Annotated in this window: 14 protein-coding genes and 1 pseudogene; 11 read left to right on the forward strand and 4 right to left on the reverse strand. The window is 38.7% G+C overall.

From position 1 onward, the window contains the following. Positions 1-32: 32 nt before the first annotated feature. The gene (locus BGO84_RS13625) at positions 33-1580 is read right to left on the reverse strand and encodes a DUF3945 domain-containing protein (protein WP_291029954.1); all 1548 of its coding nucleotides are present in this window, start codon (positions 1578-1580) and stop codon (positions 33-35) included. Positions 1581-1838: 258 nt separating this feature from the next. On the opposite strand from BGO84_RS13625, the gene BGO84_RS13630 reads away from it, so the two are divergent. The 3 genes from BGO84_RS13630 (at position 1839) to BGO84_RS13640 (ending at position 5522) form a co-directional block, all read left to right on the forward strand. Continuing rightward, on the forward strand, positions 1839-2054 hold the full coding sequence (locus BGO84_RS13630) for a helix-turn-helix transcriptional regulator (RefSeq protein WP_291029956.1): 216 nt from the start codon (positions 1839-1841) through the stop codon (positions 2052-2054). Position 2055: 1 nt separating this feature from the next. Then, positions 2056-3006 (forward strand): ATP-binding protein, encoded by a 951-nt coding sequence (locus BGO84_RS13635; RefSeq protein ID WP_291029958.1) that lies wholly within the window; start codon positions 2056-2058, stop codon positions 3004-3006. A gap of 149 nt (positions 3007-3155) precedes the next feature. After that, positions 3156-5522 carry a S8 family peptidase gene (locus tag BGO84_RS13640; protein ID WP_291029960.1) on the forward strand — a complete coding sequence of 789 codons (2367 nt, stop codon included), beginning with the start codon at positions 3156-3158 and terminating at the stop codon, positions 5520-5522. 71 nt (positions 5523-5593) lie between these two features. Here the strand turns inward: BGO84_RS13640 and mobC are convergent, their stop codons facing one another. Next, positions 5594-7603, reverse strand: a complete 2010-nt coding sequence (gene mobC, locus BGO84_RS13645) for a conjugal transfer protein MobC (RefSeq protein ID WP_291029962.1) — start codon at positions 7601-7603, stop codon at positions 5594-5596. A gap of 167 nt (positions 7604-7770) precedes the next feature. Between mobC and BGO84_RS13650 the strand changes: the two genes are divergently transcribed. Next, the gene (locus BGO84_RS13650; RefSeq protein ID WP_291029964.1) at positions 7771-8520 is read left to right on the forward strand and encodes a GNAT family N-acetyltransferase; all 750 of its coding nucleotides are present in this window, start codon (positions 7771-7773) and stop codon (positions 8518-8520) included. A gap of 11 nt (positions 8521-8531) precedes the next feature. Here BGO84_RS13650 and mobB read toward each other — a convergent pair whose 3' ends face one another. Both mobB and mobA read right to left on the reverse strand, forming a co-directional pair. Beyond that, positions 8532-9797 (reverse strand): conjugal transfer protein MobB, encoded by a 1266-nt coding sequence (gene mobB / locus BGO84_RS13655; protein WP_291029966.1) that lies wholly within the window; start codon positions 9795-9797, stop codon positions 8532-8534. A 2-nt stretch (positions 9798-9799) separates the two neighbouring features. Then, positions 9800-10231, reverse strand: coding sequence for a conjugal transfer protein MobA (gene mobA / locus BGO84_RS13660; RefSeq protein ID WP_291029968.1), 432 nt, complete (start codon positions 10229-10231; stop codon positions 9800-9802). A 744-nt stretch (positions 10232-10975) separates the two neighbouring features. Between mobA and BGO84_RS13665 the strand changes: the two genes are divergently transcribed. The 7 genes and pseudogenes from BGO84_RS13665 to BGO84_RS13695 all read left to right on the forward strand — a co-directional run. Then, a complete protein-coding gene (locus BGO84_RS13665; RefSeq protein WP_291029970.1) occupies positions 10976-11746 on the forward strand; it encodes an AAA family ATPase in 771 nt (256 codons plus the stop codon). A gap of 6 nt (positions 11747-11752) precedes the next feature. Next, positions 11753-12187 carry a DUF3408 domain-containing protein gene (locus BGO84_RS13670; RefSeq protein WP_291029972.1) on the forward strand — a complete coding sequence of 145 codons (435 nt, stop codon included), beginning with the start codon at positions 11753-11755 and terminating at the stop codon, positions 12185-12187. 16 nt (positions 12188-12203) lie between these two features. Next, on the forward strand, positions 12204-12506 hold the full coding sequence (locus tag BGO84_RS13675; RefSeq protein ID WP_291029974.1) for a DUF3408 domain-containing protein: 303 nt from the start codon (positions 12204-12206) through the stop codon (positions 12504-12506). Positions 12507-12508: 2 nt separating this feature from the next. Beyond that, a complete protein-coding gene (locus BGO84_RS13680; protein ID WP_291029976.1) occupies positions 12509-13246 on the forward strand; it encodes a hypothetical protein in 738 nt (245 codons plus the stop codon). A 164-nt stretch (positions 13247-13410) separates the two neighbouring features. Then, complete coding sequence (locus tag BGO84_RS13685; RefSeq protein WP_006844193.1) at positions 13411-13713, forward strand: DUF4134 domain-containing protein; 303 nt, start codon at positions 13411-13413, stop codon at positions 13711-13713. 44 nt (positions 13714-13757) lie between these two features. Beyond that, complete coding sequence (locus BGO84_RS13690) at positions 13758-14093, forward strand: DUF4133 domain-containing protein (RefSeq protein WP_291029978.1); 336 nt, start codon at positions 13758-13760, stop codon at positions 14091-14093. Further along, a pseudogene (locus tag BGO84_RS13695) lies at positions 14086-15996 on the forward strand (TraG family conjugative transposon ATPase); the annotation flags it as partial. The gene BGO84_RS13690 and the pseudogene BGO84_RS13695, both read left to right, overlap by 8 nt. Positions 15997-16088: the final 92 nt, after the last annotated feature.

The following is a 16088-nucleotide window of genomic DNA, read 5'->3' on the forward strand; positions in this document are numbered from 1 at the left end:
ACGTTGATTTTTTAGTGGTACTAATGATAAAACTACATTTTTCGTCCTTTGCTTTTCTTGGGAGCAGCAGGAGATTGTTTTTGTTCCTGTTGTTTCTGCTCTTTCTTTTCTACTTGTTTGGCGGTAGGCTGTGTCTGACCTTGCTTTAGCGGCTCCTTAGAATGTTTGGTCGCTTCGTTGGTCTTACCTTCGTTATTCACAGCCACCTGTGTTTTACTCTCGGCAGCAGGAGTCACTTTCTGAGAATCTTTTGCCGCTTGTTTTGCTTCGATGGCTCGCATCTGGTCGGGATGTTTAGAGGTATGGCGGACTTTGCCCTTGTTTTCATCAATCCATACCCATGCATTGTACTTCTGTCCTTTCTGGTCGGTAGCTTCTACTTTTTGTGATCCCGAAGCATCGGGTTGTGGCTTGGGACGGGATTGCATACCCTCAACAAAAATCGGCTCTTTGTTGCAGAGCTTAGTAAATTCTTCTTTACTAAGTTGTACACCTCCTTGTTTGGAATAAACCCAGACCTCATCCATTTTACGGGCTTTGGGAAGTGGTTTTTCTGGTCTTTCTCCTTGTTTGGCTTGTCGCTGCTGATTATGTTGCTGGCGTTGTTCGTCACTAAATTTAAAATCGAAGTTTTTATTGACTGCATTGAATTGTACGAAGCGGTCAATCTTCTGAGGTTCTTCTCCCGGCTTTACCTTTTTATCCATTCCTTCAACCCATACGGCTTTGCCTTCTTTCAAGCCTTGTTGTTGTTCGGGAGAAAGAGGAGCATTCTTCAGCGTCTGCGGAATATTGATTTCTGAAAGAGGTACAGCTTCAAGACGATTCGTCAGTTTATCGAGCGAGATAACTGAGGGTATTTTCTCTCCGTTCACTTCAAGTTCGAATACACGTGCCCCATGCCCTGTCTTTTGGAGTTGTTCTTTATCCTGTTCGGAAAAAGCTACACCCATAAAAGGTTTGTCAAAGTCGGGCTGTTCCTGCTTGGGATGCGTTACCAACTTGATACTGCCATCTTTCTGTGGTTCTAAAGACAAACGAGCTTGCATCGGGAACTCATTTCCATCAATGATAGGTTTGATATCAACCAGACCGGGAGACTTGTGTCCGTAAACCATTGCTTTGAGTGCATCCTGCAACTTGTCACCGGAAAGTCCCAGCTTTTCACTTTCTTTCCAATCAATCTTATTGAGATCCAAAGGCTGGAACTTACCCGTGAGCTCAATATGGATCTTTACCTTACCATCAAATTTAAGGCGATACGGATCGAGGGCTTTGTCGGAGTGATCGATGCGAATAAGTTTGCCAAGAAAAGCCGCTATTTTATCTACGGCTGACATTCCGACGGCATAAACACCGGTATGTGAGGGATGATTGAACTGTGCCGACATCTTTTTGAAGAAATTTTCCAGAAAGTTGCTGTTGGTGTCAACCTTCAAAAATTGGTCGGCATTTTCTTTGGTGGGTTCAACGGTTTTGAGTTTACCGTCCTGTTCCCCAGTGATGACTTTAAGTTTGCCATCTTCGCCTTGGGTCAGTAAGACTTTTGGCTCTTCGGATTTTACTTTGTTTTGATCCATAATAAATGATGTTTTTATTCTGCATTACTATTAATGCAGAGCGAATATAAAACGAAGTAATGGACTGATTGCAAGGCTTTAGACGAGTGGTAGCTTGTGTCTGGGATTGTCTGGGGGTGGTTTTAGAAATCAGGCTCTAGAGAAAATCAAATATTTTTTTTAACACACTCGACTTTAGTGAGGATTATTTTAGATATATCAGGAAATAGTGTATTTTTGTAACCTAATTTATACTATGTATGAATCATAATTAATTCAATGAATAAGATAAAAGAGGTACTTGAGAAAAAAGGGGTTAAACAAGTTTGGCTGGCAGATCAGTTGGACAAAAGTTTTAATGTGGTCAACGCATATGTACACAATCGAAGACAACCTTCATTAGAGACTCTCTATAAAATAGCATCAATATTGGATGTTGAGATTAACCAGTTACTATGTTCTAAAGAAGAACTTAAAAAGGAAAAGAATAAATAATATGGCAACAGCAAATCAAATAAAGACCCTTATTAAGAGTCATTTTGAAGAAAACAATGAAAAGTTTAATACTGTTGCTCTTCAGATAGCTGCTCATGAAGCCAAGTTAGGACATTCCAATTTAGCAAATGACATTAAGCAAATTATTGATAATGGGAAAAAAACATCTCCAAAACTGAAACCTTTAAATTCAGAGCTACAAGGTTTAGTATTGGAAGTAGAATCTGATAAAAAACTATCGGATTTAATAGTTCCGAGCGAAATAAAAGACCGGATTAATAGGATCATCAGGGAGTTTACACACAGAAATAAATTATTGAGTCATAATTTAGAGAACAGAAGGAAAATATTATTTTCTGGCCCTCCCGGAACTGGAAAAACAATGTCAGCATCAATAATTGCGAATGAGCTCCACTTGCCTATTTATGTTATATTAATGGATAAAGTTGTTACTAAATATATGGGAGAAACAAGTGCAAAACTCCGTCAAATATTCGATTTAATCATGGATAGACCCGCTGTTTATTTATTTGATGAATTTGATGCTATCGGTTCTCAACGTGGAAAGGATAATGATGTTGGAGAAATGCGTAGAGTTCTCAACTCATTTCTTCAATTCTTAGAAAGAGATAACTCCGAGAGTCTAATTATTGCAGCAACAAATAATTTGGGAATGTTAGATCAGGCTTTGTTTAGAAGGTTTGATGACGTTATTCATTATAATCTTCCCTCAGATGAAGAAAAAATACAGCTTTTAAAAAGTAGACTTGGCAAAAACGTGACGAGTAAGGATATAAAGGTTCTTTTACCCATGCTTGAAAGTCTTAGCCATGCTGAGATAAATCAAGCGTGTTTGGATGCAATAAAAGAGTCCATTTTAAATAACTCTGATATTTCTCTCTCTTTAATAGAAAAAACAATTAAAGAACGCACAATGGCATATAAAATCTAATTATTATGGGTAGATACGATCATATTAAGCTTCCTGATTTAGCAGATACAATTCGTTATTCTCCGGGGCAAAGACCAGCTGGAAGGCCGAATATTCCTAACAGAGATAGAGTTTCTCATGCTGTTTCTTTGGGAAATAAGTTTGATAGAATGCGAGAGGCTGACAGTAATATGAAAGTTCAACGAGATGCACTTTCTTTACCTACTCGTACAGGTACATATGTAGAATTTAAAGGGAAGCAAAACTATGATTTGGTTACTCAAAGCCTTGAAGCCATTAATGCTGGTATGCGCTTAATGAATGTTAGGGATATTACAGATAATAATGGGAATACAGATACTTATGCAACTGTATATATTCCAAGAGGACAAGAAAATAAATTTCTGAACAAATTACGGGATTATGGAACAAAAGTTACTCAGAATGGTAATCCAAAAAATCAAAAATTGATTAATAGTATAGAAGATATACATATTGCCTTACTACATTCATTCTGGACAGATTCGTCACAACTTCTTCCTAATGAAAATTATAATTGGTTTGAAGTATGGATAAAAATAGATGAATCTACTGACAAACAAGAACAAATAAACCAATTTACCAACCTACTCACAACATTAGAAATTAGCTTTAAGCCAAACTATTTATTATTTCCAGAAAGAGCTGTATTGCTGGTTCATGCAAACAGTGAATCACTAATCCAGATTTTAAATAGTTCGGATTGTTTGGCTGAACTAAAAGCAGGGAAAGAAACGGCAGATTTTTGGACGAATGAAAATCCAAGTGATCAAAATGAGTGGGTTGAGGATTTATTAAGAAGACTTGTCATAAATGACCAATCAAGTATATCAGTCTGCGTGATTGATACAGGGGTTAATAATGGGCATGAACTACTCTCACCTGTTCTACAAGATGCCCATTGTCTTGCTTATGGTAGCCAATGGACTACTGCAGATAGAAAAGGACACGGAACAATGATGGCAGGAGTTTGTGCCTATGGAGACCTATCACGTTCTTTGGAGCATAATGATGCTGTAGAGGTAAAGCATAGCTTGTGTTCCGTAAAACTACTTCCAGACGTTGGAGAAAACCCGAAAGAGCTTTGGGGAGATATAACAAAACAGTGTATTTACAAAGCAGAAATAACGATTCCAAACAAAAAGATTTTGTATTGTATGGCTGTAACATCTTCTGATACGCACGACAAAGGATGTCCTTCTTCTTGGTCTGCAGCTTTGGATGATATGTGTGTAGGTACGTCAGAAGAGGAGCCAAGGTTAATAATTATTGCAGCAGGAAATATAGATGATGAAGACGTTTGGAATGATTATCCCAATGGAAATACTCTTCAATCTGTACATAATCCGGGGCAATCTTGGAATTCATTAACAATTGGCGCATATACTGAAAAAGTGCAGATAAATGATGCAAATTATGATGATTTGCAAAGAGTAGCTCCCAGTGGAGGACTTTCACCATACAGTAGTACATCTGTAATATGGGATAAAAAATGGCCTATTAAACCTGATGTCGTTTTTGAAGGTGGTAATTTATTAAAAAGAGAACATGATTTATCTCCGTATGTCGATCATGATGCTTTAGAAGTTTTAACTACATCTAAAAACATACAATTCCGTAAATTTGAAACTATTAATGCAACAAGCGCTGCTTGTGCTCTTGCTTCTAATCTTGCTGCTGAAATTGCTGCTACTTATCCTGATTTATGGGCTGAAAGTATTCGTGCGTTGATTGTGCATTCTGCGAAATGGTCTGATTCCATGTTACGTCAATTTAATGTTGCAGGAAGAACCAATATAAAGAGGATTTTGCGTTCATGTGGTTATGGAATTCCAAATAGAGAACGTGCGTTATATAGTACAGAGAACGGATTTACCTATATATCACAAAGCACTTTAAAGCCTTACATAAAAAATAGGTCAACAGTTTCTCTTAATGAAATGCACTTCATTGATTTGCCGTGGCCAAAAGAAGTATTAGAGAGTTTAGGAGAAATAAATACAACGTTAAGAATTACTCTTTCTTATTTTATAGAACCGAGTCCCGGTGAAATAGGATGGAAAGATAAATATACTTATCAATCTTGTGGTTTAAGATTTGATGTTAATAACCCACAGGAAACCCAAGAACAATTCAAGAGGCGAATTAATAAGTATGTAGAATCGGAGGAGGATGCTGATGCTGCCAATATCGATTTAATGGAAAATGATAGTGGAAGATGGCAAATAGGCATGAAGAACAGAAGTGTCGGTTCTATTCACAGTGATATGATAACAACAACTGCTGCAGATCTAGCATCCTGCAATATGATCGCTATTTTTCCGGTTGGTGGTTGGTGGAAAATGAGAACAAATCTTAATAGATATAACAGTCGGATAAGGTATTCTTTGATTGTGTCATTAGAAACTCCCGCTACAGAAGTTGATTTGTATAATGTTGTTACAACGAAAATAGCAGCAATAGTAGAAACACCTGTTCAAATAAACATCCCTGTTTAGAATTATACTTGATATAAAAACAGAAGCCGCTAATTGAACATTGAATGGCTTTTGTTTTTTTTATGTGAAGATTATTCTTCTTTTGGCAACAAATGCCGTAGATTCTCATCATTCCGAATCCGCCCTAACTCATCAGCAACGATCTGTTTGGCTTCAGCTTTGATACGGTCATAATTCTCCTTGATCATTCCCTTCATACGGTCTACACCGTCCTCATCTACAAAGTTGGTGATAACTGGTATTTTCTTGTATGCTTTCGTTTCAGTGGCTACCCGCTCATTATCGACAATGATTTCACTATGAAAGATTTTTTGTTCTATCCGCTCATCAAAGTTATCCGCTATTGCTCCCACAAACATACCCTGTGTAAGATTGGAGATTTTAGACGCAGGAATCAAACTATCCAATTGCGTAGAAATGGAAGTTGATTTATCGTTTCGGTTAATGGTCATAGACTGACGTTTTTGCAATACTTTTCCAAAACGTTCTGATAAGGTCTTTGCTGTGTCTCCAACCACCTGCCCCGAAAAGATATTACCCACGGTATTCATTACTACGGCAGCTTCTTTATCACCATAATCTCGCTTTAGCTGAGAAAAATCTTGAAATCCAAGTAGAACTGCAACTTTGTTACTTCTAGCAGTAGCTATCAAGTTGTCAAGCCCTTTGAAATAGATTGTCGGTAGCTCATCAATTATAACGCTACTTTTGAGTTGCCCCTTCTTATTAATCAATTTCACGATTCGGGAGTTATATAACCCCAATGCTGCTCCATAAATATTCTGACGGTCGGGATTGTTACCCACTACCAATATTTTAGGATCGTCAGGGTTGTTAATATCCAATGTAAATTCATCGCCCGACATAACCCAATATAATTGTGGACTAATCATACGGGATAGAGGTATTTTAGCACTTGCTATCTGTCCCTGAAGCTGATCGGCAGCTCCGGATTTCCACGCATCCATAAAGGGAGAAAGGTAATTTTCGAGGTCTGGATACGAAGTCAAAATCGGGAAAATATCTTCATAGCTCTTGTTCAAAAATTCTATAGCATGAGGAAAAGTACAAAACTTTCCGTCCTTATAAATTCGTAAGTACCAGATAATTGCAGCGAATAGGATAATTGGAGATTCCACAAAGAAGTCTCCTTGTTTTTGCACCCAAGTCCGATTCAAATTTAACATTATCGTGTATGCGCTCTCATAGGCGTCTGAGATATCATCCATGAAAGAAGGGTTAATCGGATTGCAACGATGTGAACGGGAAGGGTCGTCAAAATTTATCACATAAAAAGTAGGCACTTTTTCATAACCTTCTCTATTGTTCAACAGATGGTTATAGGCAATAGTAGAGAGGTCTGGAAACTTAAAATCGTAAATATAGCCTGTATAACCTTTCTCAATTTGCTGTTTGATGAATTGGTTTACAACGGCATAGGATTTACCTGAACCCGGAGTACCCAATACAATAGCTGCCCGAAACGGATTCACTACATTTATCCATCCTTTCCATTGCTTCTTTTTGTACCAAAATTTCGTTGGCAGATTTATCGAATAATCGTTTACCATCAATTTGGTTTCCTGCATAAAGGATTCGTTTTCGTAATTGAACGGATCATCCATCAGGTTGTTTTTTAGTAAACGACTCAGCCATGTACCCGCCATCAATAATAAAATATAGCCAACCGAAATAGTAAAAATGTAAAAATCAGCATTAGCTATTTTAGGTAGAGGTAGATAAAGAAGCCACCAGTTCAAAAAGAAGAACACAAATCCCAATACAAGACACACGTAGATATGATTCCATGTGATTTTTTCTTCCTTTACACCCTTTGTTCCTAGACAGGAAAGAGCAAGAAAAATCACAGAAAATATTTTCGTCCACAGGATTGAGTTGAATAATCCTGCGGTACGATTAAAATTCATCAGAATTTTATCTACCACTCCAATATTGATTCCCCAATCGTGTATTGCCTGATAGCAGAACCAATAAATATTCATCAGTACGAATAAAATACTAATTGCCCTCATAAACTCCATGACTTTGGCTAGTCCTCTTAAATCATCTTCATTTTGCATAATTGTTGAATTTAATTCATTTCTAATTCATTGAAAATGCGAATGTAGGTAGATGGTTAAGATATTATGTATAACTTTGAGGAGCTGGTAGCTTGTGGCTGAGGATGTCTAGTATTATAAATAAATCCGCTTATACAAATGCTAATCCATAAATTGGGATATAAATTATGAATACTGATTTTGTAAACTTAACGACTGAAAATCTAGCCAATGAGCACTTATGCTGTATTATACGCAGTAAAAAGCTTCACCCTGGTATTGAAGCAAAGCGACAATGGCTTTCTGAACGTCTAAGTGAAGGTCATGTTTTTAGAAAGCTAAACGAAAAGGCTACAGTTTTTATAGAATATGCACCTCTAGAAACAGCTTGGGTTCCCATAATTGGCAATAATTATTACTATATATATTGCTTATGGGTCTTAGGTGAGTATAAAGGCAAAGGATATGGTAAATCGTTGATAGAGTATTGTATCACTGATGCCAAAGAAAAGGGGAAGTCCGGTATTTGTATGCTTGGGGCAACAAAACAAAAAGCATGGCTTTCTGACCAATCATTTGCAAAGAGTGTCGGCTTTGAAGTTGTTGATACTACTGATTATGAATATCAATTACTTGCACTTTCTTTTGACGGGACAAAGCCACAGTTCTCTAGAAATGTAAAGAACTCAAAAATTGAAAGCAATAAACTAACAATCTATTACAGCATACAATGTCCCTTTATTCATCAAAATATTGAGATAATAAAACAGTATTGTGAAACACACGACATTCCAATTGTTCTAATTCCGGTAGACACACTACAAAAAGCAAAAGAATTACCTAGTATCTTTAATAATTATGCGGTATTCTATAAAGGTAATTTTAAAACTGTAAATTTGATAGATATTGCTTACGTAAAGAGAATACTCAAAAAATAAATCAAAAATAATCACATCTGCCTCCCATATCTCCGTTTTTTCTTCCTCTTACGTTTTAAGGTCGATCGCTTGTTATCTGATTCCGATACTTCGGGAGTAAAGACAGAGAATAAACTACCCATCGGATCATCCGTTTGTGAATAACTGGACTGAGATTGTGGGTGCTTGTTCATAGTCGGGTCGGCACTTTGGTTTGGAGAAATAGATGGCTTAGGTGCTTGCAGATCCTCACGAGGTGGATTATCCGCAAAGCGTTCGTTAAGAACATTTGCCGAAAACTCTTTACCCAAACGAGAACCATTAAGAACTGCCCGTTGGTTATGGTCGATAAATGTAGCCCCGTAGATGCGTCCTTCATCGTTGCGACGTAATACAAGATCAATACCTTTTTCCCGCAAATCCGCTCGGGACTCGCTCTCTGTACGGGTATTTGCAAAGGACGCAGAAACATTAGCACGGGTTTGTTTGGTTATGCCTGTGGCTTTGATTGTTTCTTTTGACTTGTCAAATCGTTTTTCTAATCTATCTAAACCAAGATCTTTACCAAATAGGGAGGATTTCAAAGGAGCTCCGACACGCTTACCTTCATTATCCAACGCTGAATAAACCAATCCCCGATACATCCTGCCCTTATTTTCTCCTTTGATTTCCTCTACTCCTATATTATATAGGGAGAGTAAAGCACGATATTCTCCTAAAGCCTGAAAACAATACATCTCCGAGAGCGGTTTGATGACGTTTGCCACCTGTTTCTTTAAATTCCCCTGGCTAACGTCTATTGGAGAAAGTTGCCATGCCTCGCCTTGATTTTTCTCTTTGGAGTGCAGACCGTATTTTTGCTCCAGAAGGTCTGTAATCTTTCTGCTGCGTTCGTAATTTTTGCTGTCGCTGATTATCGAACCATCGGTGCGGACACGGGTCGAAATAATATGTATGTGTTCCCTGCCAATGTCCTCATGTTTGAAAATCATGTAGGGCTGTCCGCCATATCCGAATCGTTCCATATACTCACGCCCGATGTCGGCAAGCTGATTATCGGTCAGTTTATCGTCCGGGTGTGGATTGAGTGAGATGTGAATAACAGGTTTCGATGTTCGGATATGTGAAGGCATAAACCGTTCAAAATCTTGCATACAATCGGATACATTGAAGACTCCATCGGTGGGTTCGATGACTAAATTAGTAGCCAAAACTTTACCTAAACCTTCGTCTACTTTCTCCTGATTGTAGGTAAGTGCACCGTACAGATTGCTTACGTGGCTAAATTTTGCAACCATTTTTAGAGATGTTTAGCTTTAAATTGTTCGCACAACTGCATCACTTCCCGTCCGATTCCTGCCAGTTCAATGGTTGCATTTTCTAATTTATAAAGCAATGCCAATGCTTTTTTCTCTCCAAAATTAGAATGCAACTCCTTCACAACTTGATTGTAATTGACTCCGATACTCCGTATCTGTCCGTGTAGAGCGGTGAGCTTCGTGATAAATTCTACTGCCGAAGCATCGGTTCTCACTACACGAAATTCATCCCCAAAGATGCGGGCAGCGATAAAACCGGATAAGGATTGTACACCTGACTGTTCATACAAGGCTAAAAAATCGACGTGTTGCTGATCTGTCAGATTCACAGTCAGTCGATACTTTGTCGGATCGTTCTTCGGGGGTCTACCCCCTTTTCCCCGATTGTGGGGATTTCTTTTTTCTTCGTTCATAACATGATTCTTTTAGTGCGGTCACAGACCGTTTTATAATTTAATTTCTGCACACGATGGACTGTTGTGCGGATTATGTTTTCCCGACTTCGGAGAGGAAAATCCCCCTCTGGAAGAGCAAGGGTTGTGTGCTGCAAAATTCATTTTGCGATGCACTCAACATACCTTGCTATTTGCCCAAATGCAAATACTTTTTGCCCATAGAGGGCATCATCCTATCCCGAAAAATTCGGGATATAAGCCTGATTCCTGTCAGGCAATTTATGAGTGTCGGAACTCTATTTAAAAGAGACATGAATACCCCATAACGTTTCATGCAGTAAAGTTATAATCTAAAATAATCAACTGAAAATCAATAAGTATAGACAATCCCGGACACAAGCCGCCACCTCTCAAAAACATACTGCAAGTATGAGAAATATAGATTTTATTTGCTGTCAGAAGATTATTGAATATCTGTTTTTGTAAATATTTTCTTAGATAAATTCTAAAATAAACGAGAAGTCTAGAAGTCGATTTCGTACAGTCTTAAAACAGTGATGTCGTACAGAAGTAGTGTCGTAGTTTTTCAAAAAAGAAGAAAATTGAAAAAGGAAATATTGAAAGAAAAACAAAAGCAATAAATCAAAAATGTATCACAATGAAGCAGCATTTATCTGGAACCATAAAAAAATAATGAATTAAAGATGTTTCGCAGTAGAGATACGAACAAATAAATATTTAAAAACTAAAACAAATGATGTTATGAAAAAGGATGAAAGTAAAAATGAAGTGAAGTATGTTGCATTCAGTACACAAAAAGGAGGAGCAGGAAAAACAACTCTTACTGTTCTGATAGCTTCTTATCTCCATTATGTAAAAGGCTACAATGTGGCAGTGATAGATTGTGACTATCCGCAACACTCAATATCTCAAATGCGAGAACGGGATTTTAAGATGTGCGAAAATGACGAATACTACAAAGGGATGTTGTACGAACAGTTTATCCGTTTGGATCAAAAGAAAGCATATCCCGTAATCGAGAGTAGTACAGAAAAGGCATTGAATGATGCCGATACCCTTTGTGAAAACGCTGAATATGATTTTGTGTTCTTCGATTTACCCGGAACGATGAATAATCGCGATCTAGTTTTGGCTCTTGCCAGCATGGATTATATTATTGCACCTATCGCTGCTGACCGTGTGGTGATGGAGAGTACCCTTAATTATATGATAGCGGTAAGAGATAATATTCTCAACTCCGGCAAGTCGAATATTAAAGCCATGCATTTACTCTGGAATATGGTGGATGGTCGAGAAAAATCTGAATTGTATGAGGTCTATGAGGGAGTAATTAATGAATTAGGATTTTCTGTGCTCCAGACCTTTATCCCCGACAGTAAGCGTTTCCGAAAGGAGCAATCTGTCAACCACAAAGCTTTGTTCCGTTCAACCTTATTTCCTGCAGATAAATCACTGGTCAAGGGCAGCAATATAGATACTCTTAGTAATGAAATGTTGGAGTTGCTAAAATAATGTGCGATGGCTAAAAAAGTAGATACATCGACGTTTGATGCCGATTTTATCATCGGGCAAATCAAGCCCGACAACCGAGATATTCTGCCCCCATCGGAATCAGAGCCAATATCGGAAGAGATGGTTCTGTCCGAACAAGAAGATATTGCGAACCATCCACCGCCAGAGGTAAGAGAATCAGTCTCTCGTCGTAAACGGGGGCAACAATCGGCAGGCTTTAAAGAAACATTTCTGAAACGCAACGAAATCAAAACTAGGCAGTGTGTTTATATCAGTCATCGTATTCATTCACTTATTGTAAGATTGGTCCGGACATTAGTTGAATCGGGAAATGAAGTAACACTTGGTGGCTATATAGATACTGTGCTGGAGGAGCATCTCAATCAGAATAAAGAAGAAATCAACCAATTATATCGTCAGGAGCGTGGCGATCTGATATAAATCAAAAAATAAAAATATGAAAAAGAGAAAAATTAATCGCAAAACGATTCTTTGTAAGACTGCTAATGTGGCTGTCCCAACAACAGTTGAACAATATGAAGCTTGTTTTTTCCAAAAAACGGAAATAAAAAGCCGTAGTGGGAAGACTGTTTACATCCGAAAAGAGTTCCACGAACGTATTATGAAGATTGTACAAGTTATCGGTGAGAACGATTATACCTTGTTCGATTATCTAAACAATGTATTGGAGCATCATTTTGATACCTACCAAAACGAGATTACTGAACTATATCGTAAAAAGAACACGGATATATTTTAGTCATGAAAGAATACATTATTTCAGCGATCCTACTGTACATATTGTTTGTCGTTTTCTACTTGCTTCGAGAGCGGATACTCAAACGGAAAAAGAATGCATCGAAAAAGCCTGCTTTCAATCTGTTTCGTGCAGCACCAAAGGAGGATATTATCGGCAAAAGCAAATTTGACCTTAGACAATCCCGGACAGAAGCTACCACTCTGATTAATAACGAAAAAGAGAAAGAAAATGCTTCTATATTTGTCGAGGAAGAAGAAAGAAGAACCTCGGTGACAATCCCTTTGGATAAACTCGATGAAGTCTTTTCGAATGATGATTTATCAGACAAAGATTCAAATGAGATCAATTTAGAGATTGAGAACACTCCCCCCGAATTTGAGCCTGACAATGATTCAGAAGAAATAGACGAAGAGGAAACAGAAGAAGATACTGAAGGGAGAGCCGGGGTTTCAATGGCATCGGGGCTTGACTTCAATAATTTGGCGAGTATGATGCGAACGGTGGAGACACCCGACAATGCAACATCCGAAGAAAAAGAAGAAGCCGGACGGGTATTGGTCGAGATACGCAAGACGGATATGTTTGAACAGGTTGTATCGGGTAAGCCCAAAAAGAAAGTGATCGTTTCGTCGCTTATGGACGATTACTTCTCAGCCTTCCAACGTAAACAAAGAGAAGCAGAAGAAATAGTGGAGCCGATCGTCAAAGCTCCGACTGATTTTAATGTACGCAATATGTAAAACAAAAAAAGTAAAAATATGAAAGAGCGAGATTATGGTTAGCGTGAATGTGCGTCAGCCAAACAAAAGGGTCTGCGACCCCCACTAAAAAATCAAAGTTAAACAACATTATTCATTCAGTACAGGGGACTATTCCACCCCCTGTACTATTAATCAAAAAACGTATGACAAAGAAAAAATTTCTTTTGTCAGCAGCCTTCATCATGGTTGCTGTATCATCTGTATTCGCACAAGGTAACGGTATCGGAGGTATTACCGAAGCTACCAATATGGTAACATCGTATTTCGATCCGGGAACAAAACTCATCTATGCCATTGGAGCCGTTGTCGGTCTGATCGGAGGTATAAAAGTCTATAATAAATTCTCATCAGGTGATCCCGACACCTCTAAAACTGCTGCTTCGTGGTTCGGTGCGTGTATCTTCCTGATTGTTGCCGCCACTATTCTACGCTCTTTCTTCCTGTAAGGGTCTCAGACCCCTTTATTATTCATTAAATAAGAATAAGAAAAATGGAGTATAATATTAACAAGGGCATTGGCAAGAGCGTGGAATTTAAGGGTTTGAAAGCACAATATCTTTTCATCTTCGCAGGTGGTCTACTGGCTGTATTCATCGTATTTGTAGTTATGTATATGGCAGGAGTAGATCAGTGGATATGTATCGGTTTCGGTATTATTACTGCTTCTGTACTGGTATGGCTGACTTTTAACCTGAATACAAAATATGGAGAACATGGGCTCATGAAGTTGCTCGCCAAACGGCAACATCCCCGTTTTCTGATCAACCGCAGAAACTCTCGTCGCTTGTTTCAATACCGTAAAAAGAAGGAGGTATGGAATGCGTAATACACTAAAAGCAGCTACCATCGAAAGTAAATTTCCTTTGCTTTCGGTTGAACGCGACTGCATTATCAGCAAAGATGCGGATATAACGATAGCCTACCGTGTGGATCTGCCGGAACTGTTCACTGTAACAAATACCGAATACGAAGCCATACATTCGGCTTGGACGAAAGCCATTAAGGTTTTGCCCGATTACTCAATTATCCATAAGCAAGATTGGTTCGTCAAAGAGAACTACAAGCCTGCTACCGATAAAGAGGATATGAGTTTTCTATCCCGCTCATTCGAACGTCACTTCAACGAACGTCCTTTTCTGAACCATACTTGCTTTTTGTTTTTGACCAAAACGACCAAAGATAGAATGCGGATGCAAAGTAATTTTTCATCGCTCTGTCGAGGAAACATCATCCCCAAAGAGGTCAATAAAGAAACAGCATTGCGATTTATGGAGGCAGTCGGGCAGTTTGAGCGAATTTTGAATGATTCGGGATTTATTACGCTGACGCGTATTGCTTCAGACGAGATAACAGGAACGGAAAAAGAAGCGGGGCTGATTGAAAAATACTTTGCCCTGTCCCTCGAAGATACGACTTGTTTAAAAGACTTGGAGTTGGGAACAGATGGCTTACGTATCGGAGATAAAACAGTATGCTTGCATACCATTTCGGATGTGGAAGACTTGCCCGGAACAGTCGGAACAGATATGCGATACGAAAAGCTATCTACCGATCGTAGTGATTGCCGTCTGTCGTTTGCATCTCCTGTGGGATTATTGTTGTCTTGTGATCATGTATATAATCAATACATCTTCTTGGACGATTCGGCAGATAACCTGCGGCAATTTGAAAAATCTGCCCGCAATATGCAATCCTTATCGAAGTACAGTCGTGGAAACCAAATCAATAAAGAGTGGATCGACAAGTACCTGAATGAAGCCCATAGTTTCGGGCTTACTTCTGTCAGGGCACACTTCAATGTGATGGCATGGTCTGACGATGCGGAAGAACTCAAAAATATCCGTAACGATGTGGGTAGCCAATTAGCTCTTATGGAGTGTAAACCACGACACAATACAGTCGATGTCGCTACACTCTATTGGGCTGCGATGCCGGGTAATGCGGGTGACTTTCCGAGTGAAGAAAGTTTCTACACATTTATAGAACCTGCATTATGCTTCTTCACAGAGGAAACAAACTACAAGAGTTCTCCTTCACCTTTCGGTATCAAGATGGCAGATCGGGTAAGCGGAAAACCCATTCATGTGGATATTTCCGACCTGCCCATGAAGCAAGGGATTATCACGAACCGCAACAAGTTTATCTTGGGGCCTTCAGGTAGTGGTAAATCCTTTTTTACCAATCATATGTGTCGCCAATATTGGGAACAGGGCACGCACATCGTGCTTGTGGATACGGGGAACTCCTATCAGGGACTTTGCAATTTCATCAACCGTCGTACCAATGGAGAAGATGGAGTGTATTTTACATATACGGAAAAAAATCCCATCTCATTTAATCCATTTTATACCGACGATGGGGTCTTTGATATCGAGAAAAGAGAAAGCATCAAAACCCTGATAATGACTTTATGGAAGCGGGATAATGAACCTCCCACACGTTCGGAAGAGGTAGCTCTTTCCAATGCCGTGAGCTTGTATATAGAACGTATCAAAATAGACGAATCTGTTCTGCCGTCGTTCAATACCTTCTACGAGTTTGTCAAATTGGACTATGCTGCTATCCTCGATGCCAAACGGGTACGGGAGAAAGATTTTGACTTAGCCAACTTCCTCAATGTGCTTGAACCCTATTATAAGGGTGGTGAATATGATTTCCTGTTGAACTCTGAAAAACAACTCGATTTACTATCTAAACGATTCATTGTCTTTGAAATAGATGCGATTAAGGGTGCGCCCGTCAAGGCAGCATAAGAAATGTCCTTTGGCAAGGACTAGGTAAGTGTTCTTTGAAAAACCTATCATCACTCGGCTTATCTGAA

It is taken from the genome of Dysgonomonas sp. 37-18, from assembly GCF_001899125.1.
Lineage (GTDB): Bacteria > Bacteroidota > Bacteroidia > Bacteroidales > Dysgonomonadaceae > Dysgonomonas.

What these genes read in the sequence shown, in the direction of transcription:
- BGO84_RS13675 (WP_291029974.1), top strand. Translation starts at nt 12,204, where the DNA reads ATGAAAAAGAGAAAAATTAATCGCAAAACGATTCTTTGTAAGACTGCT.
- BGO84_RS13690 (WP_291029978.1), top strand. Translation starts at nt 13,758, where the DNA reads ATGGAGTATAATATTAACAAGGGCATTGGCAAGAGCGTGGAATTTAAG.
- mobB (WP_291029966.1), bottom strand. Translation starts at nt 9,797, where the DNA reads ATGGTTGCAAAATTTAGCCACGTAAGCAATCTGTACGGTGCACTTACC.
- BGO84_RS13635 (WP_291029958.1), top strand. Translation starts at nt 2,056, where the DNA reads ATGGCAACAGCAAATCAAATAAAGACCCTTATTAAGAGTCATTTTGAA.
- mobC (WP_291029962.1), bottom strand. Translation starts at nt 7,603, where the DNA reads ATGCAAAATGAAGATGATTTAAGAGGACTAGCCAAAGTCATGGAGTTT.
- mobA (WP_291029968.1), bottom strand. Translation starts at nt 10,231, where the DNA reads ATGAACGAAGAAAAAAGAAATCCCCACAATCGGGGAAAAGGGGGTAGA.
- BGO84_RS13670 (WP_291029972.1), top strand. Translation starts at nt 11,753, where the DNA reads ATGGCTAAAAAAGTAGATACATCGACGTTTGATGCCGATTTTATCATC.
- BGO84_RS13650 (WP_291029964.1), top strand. Translation starts at nt 7,771, where the DNA reads ATGAATACTGATTTTGTAAACTTAACGACTGAAAATCTAGCCAATGAG.
- BGO84_RS13630 (WP_291029956.1), top strand. Translation starts at nt 1,839, where the DNA reads ATGAATAAGATAAAAGAGGTACTTGAGAAAAAAGGGGTTAAACAAGTT.
- BGO84_RS13625 (WP_291029954.1), bottom strand. Translation starts at nt 1,580, where the DNA reads ATGGATCAAAACAAAGTAAAATCCGAAGAGCCAAAAGTCTTACTGACC.
- BGO84_RS13680 (WP_291029976.1), top strand. Translation starts at nt 12,509, where the DNA reads ATGAAAGAATACATTATTTCAGCGATCCTACTGTACATATTGTTTGTC.
- BGO84_RS13665 (WP_291029970.1), top strand. Translation starts at nt 10,976, where the DNA reads ATGAAAAAGGATGAAAGTAAAAATGAAGTGAAGTATGTTGCATTCAGT.
- BGO84_RS13685 (WP_006844193.1), top strand. Translation starts at nt 13,411, where the DNA reads ATGACAAAGAAAAAATTTCTTTTGTCAGCAGCCTTCATCATGGTTGCT.
- BGO84_RS13640 (WP_291029960.1), top strand. Translation starts at nt 3,156, where the DNA reads ATGCGAGAGGCTGACAGTAATATGAAAGTTCAACGAGATGCACTTTCT.